The sequence below is a fragment of the Pontixanthobacter sp. CEM42 genome (assembly GCF_017812015.1).
In the GTDB taxonomy this organism is placed as follows: Bacteria; Pseudomonadota; Alphaproteobacteria; order Sphingomonadales; family Sphingomonadaceae; genus Pontixanthobacter.
Genome location: NZ_JADQTN010000001.1, coordinates 613,217 through 630,180 on the forward strand (window position 1 = coordinate 613,217; position 16,964 = coordinate 630,180).

Here is a 16,964-nt window from a genome sequence, read left to right on the forward strand (position 1 = left end):
GCGCTGGACTTGGCAGACGCGCGCCGATAGCAGTCGCTGCTATGAAGAAATACGTCATAGCGCTCGCCGCACTTTCGCTTCCCCTCTCTGCCCAAGTTCCCGGAGGTGGTGTCTACAAATATCCTGCACAGCAACAGGCTGATGATGCCCTGACAGGTGATGAATTTGCGTGGGACTTCGTGGAGGGCATCACCACTGAAGTTGGACCACGTCAGGCAGGCACCGAGGCGGAAAAGCGCGCCCGCGAATGGGCGATGAACTGGCTCAACACACACGGCTTCGAGAATGTCGCTGACGAACCTTTCATGATGAATACTTGGGTGCCGGGTGAAGTTCACAAGGCTGAGATCGTAAGCCCGTTCCCGCAACCGTTGGTTGTGCAGCCGCTTGGCGGAACGCCTTCAACCGGCGCTGATGGAATTACTGCTGAGGTCGTCGAGTTCGAGAGTGTCGACGCGCTTGCGGAAGCGCCCGATGGCAGTCTTGAAGGCAAGATTGCTTACGTGACGCATGCCATGGCACCATCGCAGGATGGATCGCATTATGGCTATTTCGGTGGAGCACGTTTTGTTGGGCCGGGCTTGGCTTCGCAAAAGGGTGCTGTGGCGATTGTCATCAAGTCCATCGGGACCGATGAGCACCGTAACCCGCATACTGGCGTGATCCGTTTTCCTGACGGTGTTGATCCCATTCCGGCTGGCGCATTGACGCTGCCCGATGCGGCCAATCTGGAGCGGATGTTTGACCGTGCGGACGGCCCGATCACGTTGAAGTTGACGCTTACCCCGCGCTGGATCGGGGAAACGCAAAGCGGCAATGTTGTGGGCGAAATTGTTGGAAGCGATCCTTCGCTGCCGCCGGTTTTGCTTGCGTGTCATATCGACAGTTGGTGGAATGCGCCGGGCGCGTTTGATGATGGCGCGGGGTGCGGAATTGCGGCTGCGGCTGCGTTGAACGTATCGAAAGCAGGCAAGCCACTGCGCACAATCCGCGTGTTGATGGCTGGCGCCGAGGAAGTGGGCCTCCACGGCAGTGTCGCCTATTCCAAAGCGCATATCGATGAGCCTATCGGCGTTGCTTACGAAAGCGATTTCGGTGCCGACCGCATCTGGCGCTTCGAAAGCAATTTCCGAGAGACTAATGCGGACTTGCACACCAAGCTGGCCAAGTCAGTCGCGCGGTTCGGTGTGGCGAACTCGACAATCGTCGCGCGGGGCGGGGCGGATATCAATATCGCCCGCGACCAGAAAACCGCGATTATTGACCTTCAACAAGATGGCTCGCGCTATTTCGAATTGCACCACACGCCTGATGACACGCTGGACAAGATTGATCCGGCCCAACTGCGTCAGAATGTCGCAGTATGGACGCAGGTGACGGGTATTCTTGCGAACTACGAGGGTTCGATCAAAGGCCCAATCAAAGGCGAATAAGACCCTCGGCGGCTGGTGATGTGCGCTCCGGGAAAAGAGTGCGCATTGCCAATTCAGGATCGAGCCCGAAATGCCCTGACACGGCACCTGCCAGCACGGACTCAAGCGAGGCCGTGGGGTTGAGATCGCGACCTTCGAATAGGTCGCTCTGCCGCAATCCCGGCCAATCGGCGATTACTTTACCGCCTGCGACCGTGCCGCCCAGCAACAGTGCTGCACTGCCGGTACCGTGGTCGCTGCCATTGGTACCGTTTAATTTGACCGTGCGGCCAAATTCGGTGGCAACGATGACCAGCGTGTCTTTCCATTCGTTGGTCATGCCTTGCTGATAGGCAGCGAGTAGCGCGTCCAACTGACGGGCTTGCCGGCTGAACTGTCCTCGCTGACCGGCGTGACTGTCCCAACCGTTGGACTCGATCATCATAACGCTGGCGCCATCCGCACCGCTCATCAGAGAAGCGGCCAATCCGCCGACCTTCTCGGCATCGCGCAAATTGCGCATCTGGGTGTCGCCAGCCATCGCGCGGGTCTTCTGCGCCTCTGCAAATAGAGCGCCCAGTTCGGGATCGCTTTCGTAAATCCGGCCAACACGCGCCATCAAGTCTTCATCCGCGCCGGGAAGCGAGGTTGGGGCATAGCTGGAGACTGATTGCGGCCCTTGCATCGCTAGCGGAATTGACGGCGATAGTGCGAGCGCACGCACATCATTGGCCGGGAGCAGCCCAAGCAGCCGATTGAGCCAGCCATCGCGGACTGAATAGGCTTTGGCACCGCCCGATTCGATGACATTTTGGCCTTCAAAATGCGATCTCTCGCGATAGGAGGAGGCGACTGCCTGAATGAACAGCGCTTGCTTTTGTTGGAAAAGTGCGCCGATTTTTTCGTAGGACGGGTGAAGCGCGAACAGGCCATCAATCAGGCCTACTCCGTCGTAGTCCTCTGCAAATGCACCGCGCAGAGCATCGAATTGCGGATCAGCGACCGGTGCCAATGTCGCAAGGCCGTCAGCCGCGCCGCGTTGCAGAACGAATAGCAAGCGTTTGCTGGTTGCCGCTTGGGCAAGCGCCTTATGAGGGAGGGCTAGCGTTGCGCCGCCAGCGAGAATTGAACTGAGAACAAAGTTACGGCGGTTCAGCATGGTCATCTCCGCATCATTTCGGGGGAGGATAGCAGCAGCGCGAGTCCCTGTTCGGGGCTTTCGGCACGGCTGATCCAGGTCGCAGTGGAATCGTTCAATCCGTCTTGGAACAGGTGACGGGCGAGGGCGGGTACATCGCCTTCACGCGATAGAGCAGCGATTTGTGCTGCTACTTCGACACGGCGGATCAGTGCATCGGGGGCCGCCCAATTGTTTGCGGTATCGGGATAGCCTTGTGGGGAAGGCGGTCCCCACGGAACTTGGCCGAGCTCTTGCTGCATTCTTGTGAAGCGCCGCGCATTCATCCCGCTTCCACCGGTGGCGCGCAAGATAGCAATCGACCATTCCCACGGTGTGCGGAACTTCACTGGCTCAACGGTCCAAGCCTCGGGTGATTCTACAATCGCACGGTACAGCGAGGGTAGATTCCCTTCACTCTCGAGAAACGTTTTCTCAAGTCTTGCGACCATTGTTTCGGGCGGTTCGTCGCCAGCAAAATGCCGCGCTAGCTTGGTCGCGACATGCTTTGCAGTGGAGGGGTGCTTGGCTATTGTGTCGAGGATAGCGAGCGACTGCTCGTGCCCGTCCTGACGGTAGGTTTGGCCCATCACTGTGCGTGAGCCGGGCTCATGCAGATAGTTCGCCCAAGCCGAACCATTTGGAAGCGTTTGAGCGCGCCGGGCGCGGCTGATACCTGCTACAGTCCAACCCGTCAGCGCGCGCGCAAATTCGGTCACATCTGTTTGAGTGTACCCACCTTGCGCGCCAAGCGTGTGCAGCTCCAGAATTTCGCGTGCGAGATTTTCGTTAAGGCCAGCCTCGTCGCGACCCCTGCGTCGGCGCCTCACTGAGACCTGACTGTTGGGGCCGGTAGATTGGAATTGGTCAAGATAGATGAACATCGCAGGATGCAGCACAGCGGAGCGCAGCATATCGCGGAAATTGCCCATCACATTCGGTCGGATCGCTTCGAATTCATGTGAACCGGCCATCCCGCGGACTTGGTTCTTCTGGACCGAGACTGCGAAGTGGTTGGACCAGAAATGGACCATCCGTTCGGCAAAAGGGGCGTCGCTTTCAATTGCTTGCTGACCGCGCGCGGCGACTGCCTGAAGATAGTTGCGCCTGACAGTTTGGCGTACTTCTTGAACTTGCTCCCGACCACGATCTTCGGCGTTCGATTCGCGCGCCATCCGGCGGATGTTGCGGATGCTGAGATAGCCCTCGATCGCTTCAGTTGAACTTGGTTGGCTAGCGATCCCAGCGGGTCTTGGATCGTAGCGATCAAGCTGATCAAGCAGCCAGCGCTGCGGGTCATCGGGTAGCTGATCTTGCGGGCGGCCGCCAAGGCCAAAGCGGTTCCAGGCGATGCTTGTAGGTGTCATGGCGCATAGGGATATACCACAGAACCCGAATGTCAGGTCACAAAACGTATCAGATTGTCGCTTGGCCTATGGGCCCGGGCGTTCCACCGGTCTGATGTATGATGGTCGGGGAGACAGGATTTGAACCTGCGACCCCCTGTACCCAAAACAGGTGCGCTACCAGGCTGCGCCACTCCCCGACTCGATCATACTTACCGCAAACGGCAAACGGTGTTTGCTCGGTTGGCATCCGGTGGGCCCGGAGGGACTCGAACCCCCGACCTAGCCGTTATGAGCGGCCAGCTCTAACCAACTGAGCTACAGGCCCGTAGGATGCCTTAGCGGTGTGCCACACAGCTATCGCTGAGCAGCGGCAAGCGCCTAGCGGCGTCGACGCCCGCTTGCAAGCAGCAGTTTGCTGCAAATGCAAAATATCTGTCAGATTTCTACCGATTGCATGATTTGCTTCACCGTAGTCGAGCGAATCCCGCGCATATCAAGGTAGGTGTATATCCGCCGCCACCAATCATACAGCGCGTCCAGATCGTCCTCTGTATGGACATAGGGTGTGTATCCGGGCGCGAGCGAGGGGCTGTGGAATGACAGCACCAGCAGCGGCAATTGATCGTCAATCGCCATGTCGATCCCGCGCAAGGCCTCATCAGCAGTCACACCTTCCGGTGTAAGCGAGATACGTTCAAGCATCCCGATTTTTGATGCGATGCCGAGCATTCGCGGAATACGCGCCAATGCAGGGTAAAGCGCGCGGCCCTGCTTGCGCAGCATTCCCCAATAGACTGTGGTCAGTGGCAGTTCGAGAAGTTGCTTCTCATCATCGACCCAATAAGGCTCCAGCGGGTGCTTGCTGTAATCGGGGCCACCACCGGGTGTGTAATCGAAATTGGCCCGCACCGAACTGTCGATTGCGACGCCCGCGTCCTTCATGATCCGACTGGTTGAGGAACCAAGACCGTAGCGACCGGCGCGGTAAATTTGCGGTGCGACGCCGAAATTTTTCTCGATAGTGTCGCGCAGATTGAGGAACTTCTTCTCTTCCAGATCGGGCGGCAGGTTTCCCGCATAGCTGTTATGTGCGTTGACCTCTTCATCAAAGGGCGGATTGACCCATGGGTGAAGCTGGATGCCGACCTCGGCCTTGCCTTGGGCTAGTGGCTCGCGGAGAATATCCATCGCCTCTTTTGACGTCGCGATGGGCCAGTCGATCAAATAGACCGGGCTCACTCCGATCCCTTCGCAGAATTCCTGAAATTTGCGCAAGCGAGGGACGTGATCGAGCCCGTGCTTGCTCGCGCTGAACGGGCTGTTCCAGTCAAATTCTTCTTCGGTATCGACAGTCAGGAGCGATCGCTGGCCAAATGAAGGCGCAAACCGCACGTTGGCCCCTTTTGGGGGTGGTTGGATCATTGACCGGGACAAAGGCCGGTACTCCCCTGCTCAGATACAGCCAGTAGTTGTCTTAGGCCGCGTTATCGGAGCCTGTGTGGCTAGGTTCGGGCAGTGGCGCGGTCAAGAGCGGCAGGGTCAGCAGCAGCCAATCATCCACACGCGTCAGATCGCCTCCTGCTGCCCGCGCCTCGGCCCGGGCCAAGCGAAGCGAGAAGCCTGCACCGAACATGCCCGCGCTGATCGCGCCGCCTTGCGGTTTGCCGGTTGCGGCGAAGATATCGGTTTCCGACACCAGTGATGCGGGAAGTTCGCAACACAGGCGCGCAGCTTCATCTTGTTCCGCCAGCTCGATCTGTACGTTTTCACCTGCGCCAATAGTGCCGACCAAAGTTGCCAGTAAGCGCCACGCCAATGCTTCAGCTTCCTGCGCGTCCAGCGCGACCGGCGGTGTTTCTGACAATGTGTATTCGAACGAGGCGGCGCGGGGCTTCAGTACACTTTGCAATTGCATAAGCTGTTGTTGGACTATGGTCCCAAAGTCGCATTGACCGGCGGTCATATCGAGCGCACCGGTTTCCAGCCGGGCGAGGCGATCCAGTTCATCAAATCCCGCCAGCATTCGTGCGCTGTCACCGGCGATATTGGCGGCCAATGCACGGTATTCATGGGGCGTTGGCCCGAACAATTGTTGCTGGATGACTTCGGAGAAACCTTGAATCGCGTTGACCGGCGTACGCAGCTCGTGCAGCAATTGACGCAGGCGATCTGCTTCGCTGGAATCCTGCTCTTCGTTGCTGGTGCCATCCGCCGGGTTAGCGCGGCGGAACATACCAGCATAACCGAAGAAGCGCCCATCAGGCTTGGTGAAGCGCGGGCGGGCATCGACGACCCATTCGCCCGCGATTGTGGGCGCGCCATGGAGCGTCATCAGACGCTTTTGGATAGGCTGGCGATAACGCAACGCCGTTCCGGCCACACTCTTGTCGAGGATCATCCCGATCATCATCGGCGCGACTTCGCGGTCCGACCATTCGATTTTACCGCTGGCATCGGCTGTGAAGGCAAAGGCTTCAAGCGGCGCACGGCCATCAGCAACCTGCTCGCCCAGCGGGAGACGCGGCGAGTCTGCAGTGTCGGAGTTATCGCTTCGTGCCTTGCGGAATTCCTCAATCCGTTTGACCAGCGCGCCAATCGCCGTTTCATCGGCAGTGTCGGGGAGCATCTCGTCCTCGGTCAGCACGTCATTTGCTGGTTCGGGGGCCGGCTCAAGCGTTCGTGAGGACGGTTCTTCGACCGCTGACGATGCAGGTTTTGGCATCAAGATTGGGGCATCAGCCGCAACATCTGTTCGGTCTGGCACAGGCAAGCCGCGATCATAGATGCCTAAGCGCTCGAGCGTTTCGATCGTCGAATCTGGCAGATCGCGCCGGAGGCGCAGGAAGCCGCGCGCTCTGACGGGCAGGCGCGGTATCAGAGCGTCCCAGTCCTCTTGTGAGAGGTCTGCACGGGCTAGCGCAGCCGCAGCCACTTCGGGTTCGTCCTCTGCGAGATGAGCGGCCAATTCAGCGCTGCGAAAGCGCAAGCCGGGATCGCGGATCATCGCGGCGCGTTCGTCTGCGGGAATAGCCTCACCCAGCGCGCCCAGCCGCAGCCATGCTGCCGCAAGTAGGCTCTCGTCGCGTTCCCCTTCGCGCGGCCTCGGCTTGCTCCCCAGCAGATCAAGCAACTGCCGGAACTGTGTTCGTGCCGCACGGTCGCCCGCTGCGCGGTGGCGCAACACGGTGGCAAGGCGGTCATCGAAATGCATGGCGGTAAAGCTTGTCTCCGGGAGGGGCGATTGCACAGGTTCGGGCCCAGAAACACTCCGGGCGAGCTTGGGGTCTAGCCGATTCAATTGGCGAAGGAACAGGCCAGCGAGGGAACGTTGCAAAGCGGGACAATTGCTGGCAGAAACAATAATATTAGCCGTGAGCACTTGACGACACGGCAATCATTACGCGTGTTCGCACTATTGCAAGTGCGCAGAATAATAGGGGCACACAGGATGGCCAATCTGGACGAAATTGACCGGCATTTGCTCGCGGAATTGCAAGATGAAGGTCGCGTCACAAACGTGGATTTGGCGCAGCGTGTGGGCCTTACCGCGCCTCCATGTTTACGCCGTGTTCGGGCGTTAGAGGAAGAAGGCGTTATTCGTGGTTACCACGCTGAGCTTGACGCCTCGCAGCTCGGCTTCGCTATCACCGTCTTTGCGATGGTCAGCCTCAAAAGTCAGGCAGAAAGCGCGTTGCGGGAGTTCGAGGACCATATGAACGCGCTGCCCGAAGTGCGCGAAGTACATATGCTTAACGGCGAAATCGACTTTATTCTGAAAATCGTCAGCCGCGATCTGCAGAGCTTCCAAGAATTCCTGACAAGCAAGCTGACACCCGCACCCAATGTCGACAGCGTGAAGACATCGCTGACGATCCGGACTGCCAAGCACGAGCCGGGTGTGCCACTGGGGTGAGGTAGAAGACTATGCGCAGCGCCTTGATCATCGTCACAGTTTGTTCTCTCGCGATTGCGGCTTGCCAAACCCCGACTGATCAACGGACCTCTGGACCGCAGCCAGTCAGTCTGAGTCCGGAACAGTCTAACGGTGAATATCTAGCCGAAGCGCTTTGTTCGGGATGTCACGCAGTGGCCGCGGGTGAGATATCCGCTAATCCAGAAGCGCCTAGTTTCGTAGCTATCGCCAATCGTGATGAGGTCACGCAAGAGACATTGGGGAACTTCCTGCATGACTCTTACAGTTTTCCGAACCAGATGAACCTGGAGCTCTCAGATAAAGACGCTGACGAGATCAGTGCCTATATCCTCACCTTGCGAGACACTACGGCTGGCGGTGCCAACACTCGATAGAGGGTGGTGAAGATGATTGTGTCTCGAGGACCTATTTGGAGATGCTGAGCGGCTGATTGCGGTCAGCCATCCCGCTCCAACAACCAAAAAAATCCCATCACTTTCACCACTTTACCGGCGTCGTTGATCTCGGTGACGTCGAACCCATCCATGAGCCGCTTGCCGTCGAGATCAATCTTCCAATGATAGCGGCAGAAGTTGTTTTGCATGTCGATCTCTGACGCGTGTGAGTAAGTCGCACCTGGAATGCGTTTGTGCGTCCGGTGGACCATCGCAACGAAGGCATCGTGGCCGATGATATTGTGCGTCGGATCGACAAAGTGAGCGTTATGTTCCAACGCTTCTTTGGTCAGGCGCTCAATCTCGGCCGCATCGGATGAATTCCATATGAGCATCATCTTCTCAAGATTCTCGAATTTGGCGTCCACTGGACTTCTCCTGATATAAACCGACCGTCGGTTTGTTTTACAGGCCGTGTGAACGTGTGTAAAGCGGCGTCATGGTCACGCAGCAGAAACGGTCTGATACGACGCGCATGTTATTGTGCGGGGCGTTCAGAAAATCTCTGCTGGACAATGGTTTGAAGCAGACCACGACAGCCAGCGTGCTTGCCGCTACCGGCCTGAGCAAAGGCGCGATGTATCACCATTTTCGTTCAAAGAATGAAATCGTCGAAGCTGTCTATCGCGCAGAATCGCATGGCGCTATTCGCCGTGCAGTCGCGAAAGTCCCTGAGTCTTTGTCCGCGACCACACGGCTAAAACTCGCTTGTACTTCTTGGCTAAAGGAAATGGAGCAGCCGGAAGTTGCACACATTGTCCTCAATATCGGTCCAACTGCACTGGGTCTTGGTCGCGTGATCGAAATCGAGAACGAACTTAGCTTGAAGTTGTTTGAGCAGATTCTGGAACAAGCAAACGCTGCAGGAGAGATCAGCCTCCCAAAGCCCAAGCTTGCGGTACGGCTGATAAACGCAATGATCGGAGAGGTTGCTCTCCAGAAACGCGATGACCGGGCGGCCGCTTCTGAGGCAATAGGACCGGTAATTGATGCGATTTTGGAATCACTGGCTGCTTAGCTGTTGCTAGGCGCGATGCAGGTTCAGGGCACACGTAAGCGCGTGGGTTGGGCATTATTGCAGTTCATTGCTGGGCCGCTTTCAATGCGCCTTGGCTAAGTTCTTTGGCGTAACCGATTGAATAGGCCCAAGGGTCATCGCCATTGTATCGTGAGTGATAGCCAAAGTATCCAACCTTGCCGTCGGGCTTGCGGTAGAGAAACCGCATGCGGTTCTCTTCAGGGAGAGCGCCCATCATCCGGTAGGATTTCTGCGGAAAGCTAAAGGTGCGGAAATGCACTTTGTCGGTCTTCGAGGGATCTTTCTTGCTGGGAATTGTAGCGCTTTTGACATCGCTCAAATCGACCAGCAAGCCCTCTCCGCCCTCTGCAGAAAGCGTGAGGCCGCTGATTTTATTCAACAAGGACACGGCGATCTCCGGTTTGACTGCACCGGCCACGCTCACATCATAGATAATGCCCTCATGGCGTCCCTCTTTGGTCACGCCAATATACATGTGGTAGCTGTTGAACATGCCCGGCTTCTCGGACAGATCATCAGACGCCGCATACCAATCGAAGTTCGCTTTGAGATGCCGAGTTGATGCGAGATCACCATAGGGCGCGCGAAAGGTGAACCGGCGATCTTTCTCGGTTTTGTTGTGCCAAGGCATGTCTGCAGAAGCTTCCGCCGCAGTGCTGCTCTCATCTGTTTTAGCGGGTGCTTGACGCTGTGCAGCCAAGGGGCTTGCCATTGCGAAAAGCGCGGCAATAGTCAGGCATGATTGAATGGCTTTGAACATCGAGAAATCTCTTCGGCTGAGCTGTACCACATGTGGCAGCACTTTAGGCCCACATAGTAGTCGATAAGCCACTGCTAAAGTTGGCAAAACACGACAATATTGGCTTGCAAAGAGGCTTAACCCTTTTCGCGCTTCGCCAGATATTCCTCGAGCCATTTGATCGAGTAGTCGCCATTCAGGATATCATCCTGCCGGATCAGCTCCTGATGCAGCGGGACCGAGTGCTTCACGCCTTCGATGACCATTTCCTCCAGCGCGCGGCGCAGGCGCATGATGCAGCCTTCGCGGTTGCGGCCATAGACGATCAGTTTGGCGATCATGCTATCGTAATAAGGCGGGATTTTATAGCCGGCATAAAGCCCGCTATCGACGCGGACATGCATGCCGCCTGCTGCATGGTATGATGTGACTTCGCCGGGTGAGGGGGCGAAGGTGAAGGGGTCTTCGGCGTTGATCCGGCATTCAATGGCATGGCCGTTAAACTCGATCTCTTCCTGCTTGACCGAGAGCGGCTTGCCGTCAGCAACGCGGATTTGCTCGCGTACCAGATCGACGCCGGTAATCATTTCAGTGACCGGATGCTCTACCTGAAGGCGGGTGTTCATTTCGATGAAGTAGAATTCGCCATTTTCCCACAGGAATTCGATCGTGCCTGCACCGCGATAGCCCATATCGGCCATTGCCTTGGCGCATATATCACCCATACGGTTACGTTCTTCACTTGAAAGAACCGGAGAGGGCGCTTCTTCAAAAACCTTCTGATGGCGGCGTTGCAGCGAACAATCGCGCTCGCCCAGATGGATCGCGTTACCTTTGCCATCGCCAAATACTTGGAATTCGATGTGGCGTGGGTCGCCGAGATATTTCTCAAGGTAAACCGTCGCGTCGCCAAATGCGGCTTTGGCTTCGTTACCGGCAGCCTGCATCAGTGATTCAAGTTGGTCCTCGCTTTCGCACACTTTCATCCCGCGACCGCCACCGCCAGATGCGGCTTTGATGATGACCGGATAACCGATTTCATCCGCTATTTTTGCGGCTTCTGCGACTTCGCTGATCGCTCCGTCGGAGCCGGGAACGAGCGGCAGGCCTAGCTTACCCGCAGTCCGCTTCGCCTCAACCTTGTCGCCCATTGTGCCGATATGTTCGGGCTTGGGGCCGATCCATGCGATATCATGTGCTTCGACGATTTCAGCAAATTGCTGGTTCTCGGAGAGGAAGCCGTAGCCGGGGTGGATCGCGTCACAATGCGCAATCTCTGCTGCCGAGATAATCGCTGCGGTATTCAAATAGCTGTCGGTCGCAGAGGGCGGGCCAATACACACTGCGTGATCGGCGAGGCGGACATGCATTGCTTCCGCATCGGCGGTTGAGTGGACCGCAACTGTCTCGATACCCATTTCATGCGCAGCACGGTGAATCCGCAGCGCAATCTCGCCGCGATTGGCAATCAATATGCGGGAAATACCCATTGCGCGCTTACCCGATGACTACGAGCGGCTGACCGAATTCGACCGGCTGCGCGTTCTCGACCAGGATCGACTTAATCGTACCGGACTTGTCGGCCTCAATCGGGTTCATCACTTTCATCGCTTCGACGATGACCAGTGTGTCGCCTTCTTTCACGCTGTCGCCGACATTGACGAATGGCGCTGCGCCGGGCTCTGCCGAAAGATAGACGGTACCGACCATCGGTGATTTCATCGCATCAGCTGCGTCTTCCGCTGGTGCGGCTGGCTCAGCAGCAGCGGGGGCCGTCGCCGGAGCTGCGGCTGGCGCGGCAGGTGCCGGAGCCGCTGCAACAGGAGCGGCCGCTGCAACAGCAACGCCGCCACCACGCGACACGCGGATTTTCCGCTCGCCATCTTCCACTTCGATTTCAGTAAGCCCGGTATCTCCGAGCATTTCAGCCAATTCGCGAACCAGCTTCGTATCTACATTCATACCGGACTTTTTGCCGGTAGTGCCCTTTGTGGCGGCCATATATGCCTCATGTTTGTGTGAGCAGTATGTGCTTAAGCGATCCGCCTATTCGCCCAGCGCCGTCAGGGCAAGGGTTGATTGCACTTGCTAGCGGCGGATTTACAGCCTTGCCGCAGCGTCCAGCGCGACCAGATATCCTTTTGCGCCAAGACCTTGTACGGTTTCTGTGGCAGCCATTCCGACATAGGAAATATGCCGAAATTCTTCACGCGTCGTCGGGTCGGAGAGGTGCACTTCGATCACCGGCGTGCTGATTGCGCGAATAGCGTCGAGCAAGGCAATGGAGGTGTGGGTAAAGGCCGCAGCATTGAGCAAAACAGCCTTCGCACCCTCTGCCTGCGCCTCATGCAACCAGTCGACCAGATGGCCCTCGTGATTCGACTGTCGCAAGTCGATTTCGAGACCAAGCTCGCGCCCGCGATCCTCCAGCATTCCGGCGATATCATCGAGCGTTTCGGAGCCGTAAATATCCGGCTCCCGCGTGCCGAGGAGATTGAGGTTGGGGCCGTTGAGGACGTAGATGGTGTTGATCATTTGTCTATTTTTGTCCGTTGGGCCAGAGATCCATTACTCAGGAGAACCAAATGTCTTCAAAGAAATACTGGATCGGTCCCTTTGCGTTTCTGTCAGTTCTAAGTTGTGGAATTGGAATAGCCGATGCCGGTGAGGAATTGTTTTGTTCAATTGACCAAAGAGCTCAATACGAGGAAGTTGTTTGCCCAGACAGGATTGAATGGGATGCAGAGGATTGGTTTTTTGGCGGTCTCGCCGGTATTGCGACGTTAGCAGGTGTGTCGAACTATTCCAATATCGTGAGCGCTTTCCAAGGAGGGGCGCCAACTTATCCTGGACAACCGAGCAACCCCAGCCCGAATCCCGCCGATCGTGGAGGTTTTGGTGGATCTGGCCGTGGAAAAAGAGAGATACAGCTCGATGACGACTAAGCCTCCCTCTCTTACCTCAGTTCTCATTGCGGGATCGCTTTTGGTATCCGGTTTTGCGATTCTGACTCTACTATTCCAAATCTTCTGGTTTGTTGCGCTCTGTGTTTGTGTCATCGTCGGAGTCGCGGGTGCAGCGTGGATAGAGAGCCGTTCAAGCGCGCCTACCGATCCGTCCCCTTGACCTTACCCCACTGGCGCGCGGCGGTGTATCCTAGATAACCAGTCCCAAATAGCGCATACAGCGAGTCTGGCAGTCCGGCGAGATACGCGTTCATACCCGCGCCGATCTCTTTCGCTGCCGCCGGGTTGAAGGCTGCTAAGACGCCCATGGGGAGCGCCCACAGCAGTAGCACATACATGACATAGAGGAAGCTAGGGCGCGCGCGGCTGGTCCAAAGGTCTTTGGAATTGGCCTCTGCGACGATGGCGGAAAGGCGTGCTTCGATGGATTGTAGCTCTTGCGAGCCTTCTAGTTTGAGCAGTTCGAGTTTTGCTTTGGCGCGGGCTTCCTTGTCCAGAATGATCTTGTCGATAATGGAAGTGATCGGGCCGATTAGCGTGTCAAGAAGTGGCATGAATGCGCTCCGTTGGTTTACGATTCAAGCCTCAGCTAACCAAATTGGTTTGTGTAGGAAAGTCTTCTAACCGTTACTCGTCGGCGCTTGCCAGGAGCGCCTGTGCCAGTGCCAAGTGCGGGCGATCGAGCATCGCGCCATTCAGGCCGACGGTGCCTGCACCCGGATTGGCGTCAAATGCCGCGATAATCGCGCGCGCTTCGTCCAATTCTTCTTCGCTGGGCGTGAAGGCTGCATTAATCACGGGTACTTGGGCAGGATGAATGGCGAGCATCCCGCGATAGCCCTGGCTGCGCACCATCAAGGCTCGCTCGCGCAATCCGTCCAGATCGCGGAAATCGGACTGGATTGTTTCGATCGCGGCAACACCAGCTGCCGCTGCACCGAGCAGACATAGGCTTCGCGCCAGTTCGTATGTTGGCATATAGGCGCCGTTTGGTTGGAACTGCACGCGAGCGCCTAGGGCAGAGGACAAATCTTCTGCTCCCCAACTCATCGCAACCAAACGCGGCGTGCCTGCATAGTCGCCGGTGTGAAACATCGCTTTGGCGGTTTCGGTGACTAGTGCTGCCACCTTGGTCGAGCCGACTTCAATGCCATTTGCCACTTCGTGGTGACGGAGCATCGTGTCGAGCATCTCGACATCGCTGCGCCCTTCGGCCTTGGGCAGAAACAATCCGCCAGGTGCGGCAGGCATAATTGCGGCGAGATCGTCTGTCGCCTCATCACCTGACAGCGGATTGATCCGTACCCACAGACGCTCTCGACCTTCGCGCGATGTAAGGAAATCACGCACCAGTTCACGTGCAGCCGGCTTGTTTTCCGGCATTACCGAATCTTCGAGATCGAGAAGTACAATGTCTGCTTCGCTATCTGCCGCCTTACCCATCTTCTTTTCGCTATCGCCCGGTGCGAAGAGCCAGGAACGGGCTTTGAAATGGGCGGCGGTGGGCATTACGAAACTCCTTTTCACGCGCAGGGTTAGGGCGCGGCGCGGCGCATCGCAATGGCGGAGATTTGGCGGTGGGGGAGATTTCTGCTGCTTGGGCCACTGGTCGGGACGAGAGGATTCGAACCTCCGACCCCTACACCCCCAGTGTAGTGCGCTACCGGACTGCGCCACGTCCCGATTAGTGGCCCAAGCAGTTGAAGGCGCGCCTATAGAAGCGGGTGTGATGTAAGGCAACCACACTTGTGCCCCGCTGAGGCCGAATTCGCTCATAAATCACTGGCAGCGCGCGTTGCTCTGCTCTTGCAATGCTGCTAACCGCGCCCACTTATTGCCGAAGGGTAGCCGGGATACGCATTGTATCGACTGCCAACCTGAGGTTTGGGATTTCTAAAAGGGTATAGGTTCACTCGATGCTCAACATTCTTTCTGCTGCTGCAGGCGCTGGCGCGCCACCGGCCTGGATACAATTCCTCCCGCTGGTCGGTATGGGCCTGATTTTCTGGTTTCTGATTATCCGGCCGCAGATGCGCCGTCAGAAAGAGCACCAGCAAAAGATCGAAGCGATCAAAAAGAACGACAAGGTCGTGACTGCCGGTGGTCTGATCGGCAAAGTCATCAAAGTGGATGACGAGTATGCCGATATCGAATTGGCGCAGGGCGTTCGCGTGAAAGCGGTAAAGAACACCATCGGTGATATCATCCCGCCTGCTGGCAAAGCGGCTGCAAACGATTGATTTTGCGACTAAGCTCGGCAGTCAATGATTTTGGCGGCGGGCTGATAGAAACAGGGTTGCGGTAATGCTTGAATATCCACGTTGGCGTAAAATTTGGCTCTGGGGGCTCACGCTTGTTGCCGTCATCGCTGCGTTGCCGTCGCTGTTTTCGGTCGCAAATGTTGACTGGCCCGAAGCGCTTCCCAGCCCGACCGTTAATCTCGGCCTCGACCTTGCGGGCGGTAGCCACCTTTTGCTGGAGGCTGACCCCGAGCAAGTTGCTGCGCAGCGGCTCGAAAATATGGAAGAATCGGTTCGCGCTGAACTAAATGATGCAGAGCCGGCTATCCGGTTCGGCGACATGTCCACCCGCGGCGGCGAGTTGAGCTTTATGCTCGAAAGCACCGCAGATGTGGATCGGACGCGCGAAGAATTACGCCAAGTCTTGGATGGTCCAGGCCTCGTTCGCGAATGGGACCTTCGCGTTGAAGATGAAACGCGGCTTGTTTTGTCTCAAACAGAAGAGGGCCTTGAAGACGCCATCACGCAGGCGATGACTGCCGCCGCGGACGTCATTCGGGACCGTGTCGACAAGCTCGGCACACGCGAACCGACGATCTTGGGTCAAGGCGATACGCGGATCGTGGTGCAGGTGCCTGGCTTGCAAGATTCTGACGAGCTTAAGGAGCTGGTCGGCAAGACTGCCCGACTGGAATTCAAGCTGGTCGATTTGAACGCATTGCCGACTGAGGTAGCTGCAGGCGTAGCGCCTCCGGGCAGCCAGATTTTTCCATATGCGGACAGTTCACCACGAGCAGGGGAGTTCCTTGCGGTCCAACGATTGAACGGCATTAAGGGCGACAACCTCAGCGATGCGCGCGCAGGGGTAGATCCACAGGACAATTCGTCGATTGTTTCGATCACTTTCGATACCGAAGGCGGCCGTAAATTTGCTGAATTGACCCGGCAAAATGTGAACAAGCCATTCGCCATCATTCTTGACGGCAAAGTCCTGTCGGCTCCCAATATCAACGAACCGATCCTAGGTGGCGGTGCGCAGATATCGGGCGGGTTCACGCCGGAGACGGCGAACCAGCTCGCCATTGCGTTGCAATCGGGCGCATTGCCGGTTGATCTGAAAGTTGTCGAAGAACGGACAGTTGGACCCGACTTGGGTGCCGATTCAATTCGCAAAGGTCTGATCGCGATGATGATCGGATCGGTTGCAGTCGTTGCCTTGATGGTTGCCAGTTACGGGCGGTTCGGCGTCTACGCCACTGCTGCTCTGGGGATTAACGTTTTGATGCTGCTCGGCATTATGGCCGGGCTCAACGCAACGCTAACGCTGCCCGGTATTGCCGGTTTCGTGTTGACCGTCGGCGCGGCGGTTGACGCCAACGTACTGATCAATGAACGAATACGCGAAGAGCGAAGGCGAGGGCGGCGCGTTATCGCCGCCGTCGAGAATGGCTACAAAGAAGCCAGCCGCGCGATCTATGATGCCAACATCACCAACATTATTGCCGGTGCGCTGTTGTTCCAGTTCGGTTCCGGTCCGATCAAGGGGTTCGCCGTGGTCTTGGTACTGGGCATCGCGACCTCTGTGTTTACCGCCGTATTTTTGACCCGCATGTGGGTCGCTGGTTGGCTCCGCAAAGCGCGGCCACAAGATCTTAACGTCTAAAGGAGAACGAC

18 protein-coding genes and 3 tRNA genes are annotated in these 16,964 nt (G+C 57.1%); 7 read left to right on the forward strand and 14 right to left on the reverse strand.

Annotation, left to right across the window (positions count from 1 at the left end):
* The first annotated feature begins 41 nt into the window (after window positions 1–41).
* Window positions 42–1,433 carry a M28 family peptidase gene (locus J9777_RS02935; RefSeq protein ID WP_209347293.1) on the forward strand — a complete coding sequence of 464 codons (1,392 nt, stop codon included), beginning with the start codon at window positions 42–44 and terminating at the stop codon, window positions 1,431–1,433.
* Here J9777_RS02935 and J9777_RS02940 read toward each other — a convergent pair.
* The 6 genes from J9777_RS02940 to J9777_RS02965 all read right to left on the reverse strand — a co-directional run bounded on the left by J9777_RS02940 (window position 1,420) and on the right by J9777_RS02965 (window position 7,185).
* A complete protein-coding gene (locus J9777_RS02940; RefSeq protein WP_348631918.1) occupies window positions 1,420–2,577 on the reverse strand; it encodes a DUF1501 domain-containing protein in 1,158 nt (385 codons plus the stop codon). The genes J9777_RS02935 and J9777_RS02940 overlap by 14 nt on opposite strands.
* Window positions 2,574–3,956, reverse strand: a complete 1,383-nt coding sequence (locus J9777_RS02945; RefSeq protein WP_209347294.1) for a DUF1800 domain-containing protein — start codon at window positions 3,954–3,956, stop codon at window positions 2,574–2,576. Before J9777_RS02945 ends, J9777_RS02940 begins: the two co-directional genes overlap by 4 nt.
* A gap of 102 nt (window positions 3,957–4,058) precedes the next feature.
* Window positions 4,059–4,135: transfer RNA gene (locus J9777_RS02950), tRNA-Pro, on the reverse strand.
* 54 nt (window positions 4,136–4,189) lie between these two features.
* Window positions 4,190–4,263 (reverse strand) — tRNA-Ile (locus tag J9777_RS02955).
* A gap of 110 nt (window positions 4,264–4,373) precedes the next feature.
* On the reverse strand, window positions 4,374–5,360 hold the full coding sequence (locus tag J9777_RS02960) for a polysaccharide deacetylase family protein (RefSeq protein ID WP_209347295.1): 987 nt from the start codon (window positions 5,358–5,360) through the stop codon (window positions 4,374–4,376).
* A 52-nt stretch (window positions 5,361–5,412) separates the two neighbouring features.
* Window positions 5,413–7,185, reverse strand: a complete 1,773-nt coding sequence (locus J9777_RS02965) for a histidine kinase dimerization/phospho-acceptor domain-containing protein (RefSeq protein ID WP_348631919.1) — start codon at window positions 7,183–7,185, stop codon at window positions 5,413–5,415.
* A gap of 201 nt (window positions 7,186–7,386) precedes the next feature.
* Between J9777_RS02965 and J9777_RS02970 the strand changes: the two genes are divergently transcribed.
* Both J9777_RS02970 and J9777_RS02975 read left to right on the forward strand, forming a co-directional pair.
* Window positions 7,387–7,851 (forward strand): Lrp/AsnC family transcriptional regulator, encoded by a 465-nt coding sequence (locus J9777_RS02970; protein WP_209347296.1) that lies wholly within the window; start codon window positions 7,387–7,389, stop codon window positions 7,849–7,851.
* Between the two features lie 11 nt (window positions 7,852–7,862).
* Window positions 7,863–8,246: a c-type cytochrome gene (locus J9777_RS02975; RefSeq protein WP_209347297.1), complete on the forward strand. Its 384-nt coding sequence runs from the start codon at window positions 7,863–7,865 to the stop codon at window positions 8,244–8,246.
* 62 nt (window positions 8,247–8,308) lie between these two features.
* Here J9777_RS02975 and J9777_RS02980 read toward each other — a convergent pair whose 3' ends face one another.
* Entirely contained in the window at window positions 8,309–8,674 is a 366-nt protein-coding gene (locus J9777_RS02980) for a hypothetical protein (RefSeq protein ID WP_209347298.1), read from the reverse strand.
* Window positions 8,675–8,781: 107 nt separating this feature from the next.
* On the opposite strand from J9777_RS02980, the gene J9777_RS02985 reads away from it, so the two are divergent.
* Window positions 8,782–9,324: a TetR/AcrR family transcriptional regulator gene (locus J9777_RS02985; RefSeq protein WP_280842184.1), complete on the forward strand. Its 543-nt coding sequence runs from the start codon at window positions 8,782–8,784 to the stop codon at window positions 9,322–9,324.
* Between the two features lie 64 nt (window positions 9,325–9,388).
* On the opposite strand, the gene J9777_RS02990 is transcribed toward J9777_RS02985, so the two are convergent.
* The 4 genes from J9777_RS02990 to aroQ all read right to left on the reverse strand — a co-directional run bounded on the left by J9777_RS02990 (window position 9,389) and on the right by aroQ (window position 12,619).
* Window positions 9,389–10,105 carry a hypothetical protein gene (locus J9777_RS02990; RefSeq protein ID WP_209347300.1) on the reverse strand — a complete coding sequence of 239 codons (717 nt, stop codon included), beginning with the start codon at window positions 10,103–10,105 and terminating at the stop codon, window positions 9,389–9,391.
* A gap of 116 nt (window positions 10,106–10,221) precedes the next feature.
* Complete coding sequence (gene accC, locus J9777_RS02995) at window positions 10,222–11,574, reverse strand: acetyl-CoA carboxylase biotin carboxylase subunit (RefSeq protein ID WP_209347301.1); 1,353 nt, start codon at window positions 11,572–11,574, stop codon at window positions 10,222–10,224.
* A gap of 7 nt (window positions 11,575–11,581) precedes the next feature.
* Complete coding sequence (gene accB / locus J9777_RS03000) at window positions 11,582–12,085, reverse strand: acetyl-CoA carboxylase biotin carboxyl carrier protein (protein WP_245228488.1); 504 nt, start codon at window positions 12,083–12,085, stop codon at window positions 11,582–11,584.
* Window positions 12,086–12,184: 99 nt separating this feature from the next.
* Entirely contained in the window at window positions 12,185–12,619 is a 435-nt protein-coding gene (gene aroQ, locus J9777_RS03005; protein ID WP_209347302.1) for a type II 3-dehydroquinate dehydratase, read from the reverse strand.
* Window positions 12,620–12,669: 50 nt separating this feature from the next.
* Here aroQ and J9777_RS03010 point away from each other — a divergent pair, with 50 nt between their 5' ends.
* On the forward strand, window positions 12,670–13,029 hold the full coding sequence (locus tag J9777_RS03010) for a hypothetical protein (RefSeq protein WP_209347303.1): 360 nt from the start codon (window positions 12,670–12,672) through the stop codon (window positions 13,027–13,029).
* Window positions 13,030–13,190: 161 nt separating this feature from the next.
* On the opposite strand, the gene J9777_RS03015 is transcribed toward J9777_RS03010, so the two are convergent.
* The 3 genes from J9777_RS03015 to J9777_RS03025 form a co-directional block, all read right to left on the reverse strand.
* A complete protein-coding gene (locus J9777_RS03015) occupies window positions 13,191–13,604 on the reverse strand; it encodes a holin family protein (protein WP_209347304.1) in 414 nt (137 codons plus the stop codon).
* A 73-nt stretch (window positions 13,605–13,677) separates the two neighbouring features.
* The gene (locus J9777_RS03020) at window positions 13,678–14,559 is read right to left on the reverse strand and encodes a CoA ester lyase (protein ID WP_209347305.1); all 882 of its coding nucleotides are present in this window, start codon (window positions 14,557–14,559) and stop codon (window positions 13,678–13,680) included.
* A 97-nt stretch (window positions 14,560–14,656) separates the two neighbouring features.
* Window positions 14,657–14,733: transfer RNA gene (locus J9777_RS03025), tRNA-Pro, on the reverse strand.
* Window positions 14,734–14,966: 233 nt separating this feature from the next.
* Here J9777_RS03025 and yajC point away from each other — a divergent pair.
* Together yajC and secD are read left to right on the forward strand one after the other, a co-directional pair.
* Window positions 14,967–15,290, forward strand: a complete 324-nt coding sequence (yajC, locus tag J9777_RS03030; protein WP_209347306.1) for a preprotein translocase subunit YajC — start codon at window positions 14,967–14,969, stop codon at window positions 15,288–15,290.
* A gap of 64 nt (window positions 15,291–15,354) precedes the next feature.
* Complete coding sequence (gene secD / locus J9777_RS03035; protein ID WP_209347307.1) at window positions 15,355–16,953, forward strand: protein translocase subunit SecD; 1,599 nt, start codon at window positions 15,355–15,357, stop codon at window positions 16,951–16,953.
* Window positions 16,954–16,964 lie beyond the last annotated feature (11 nt).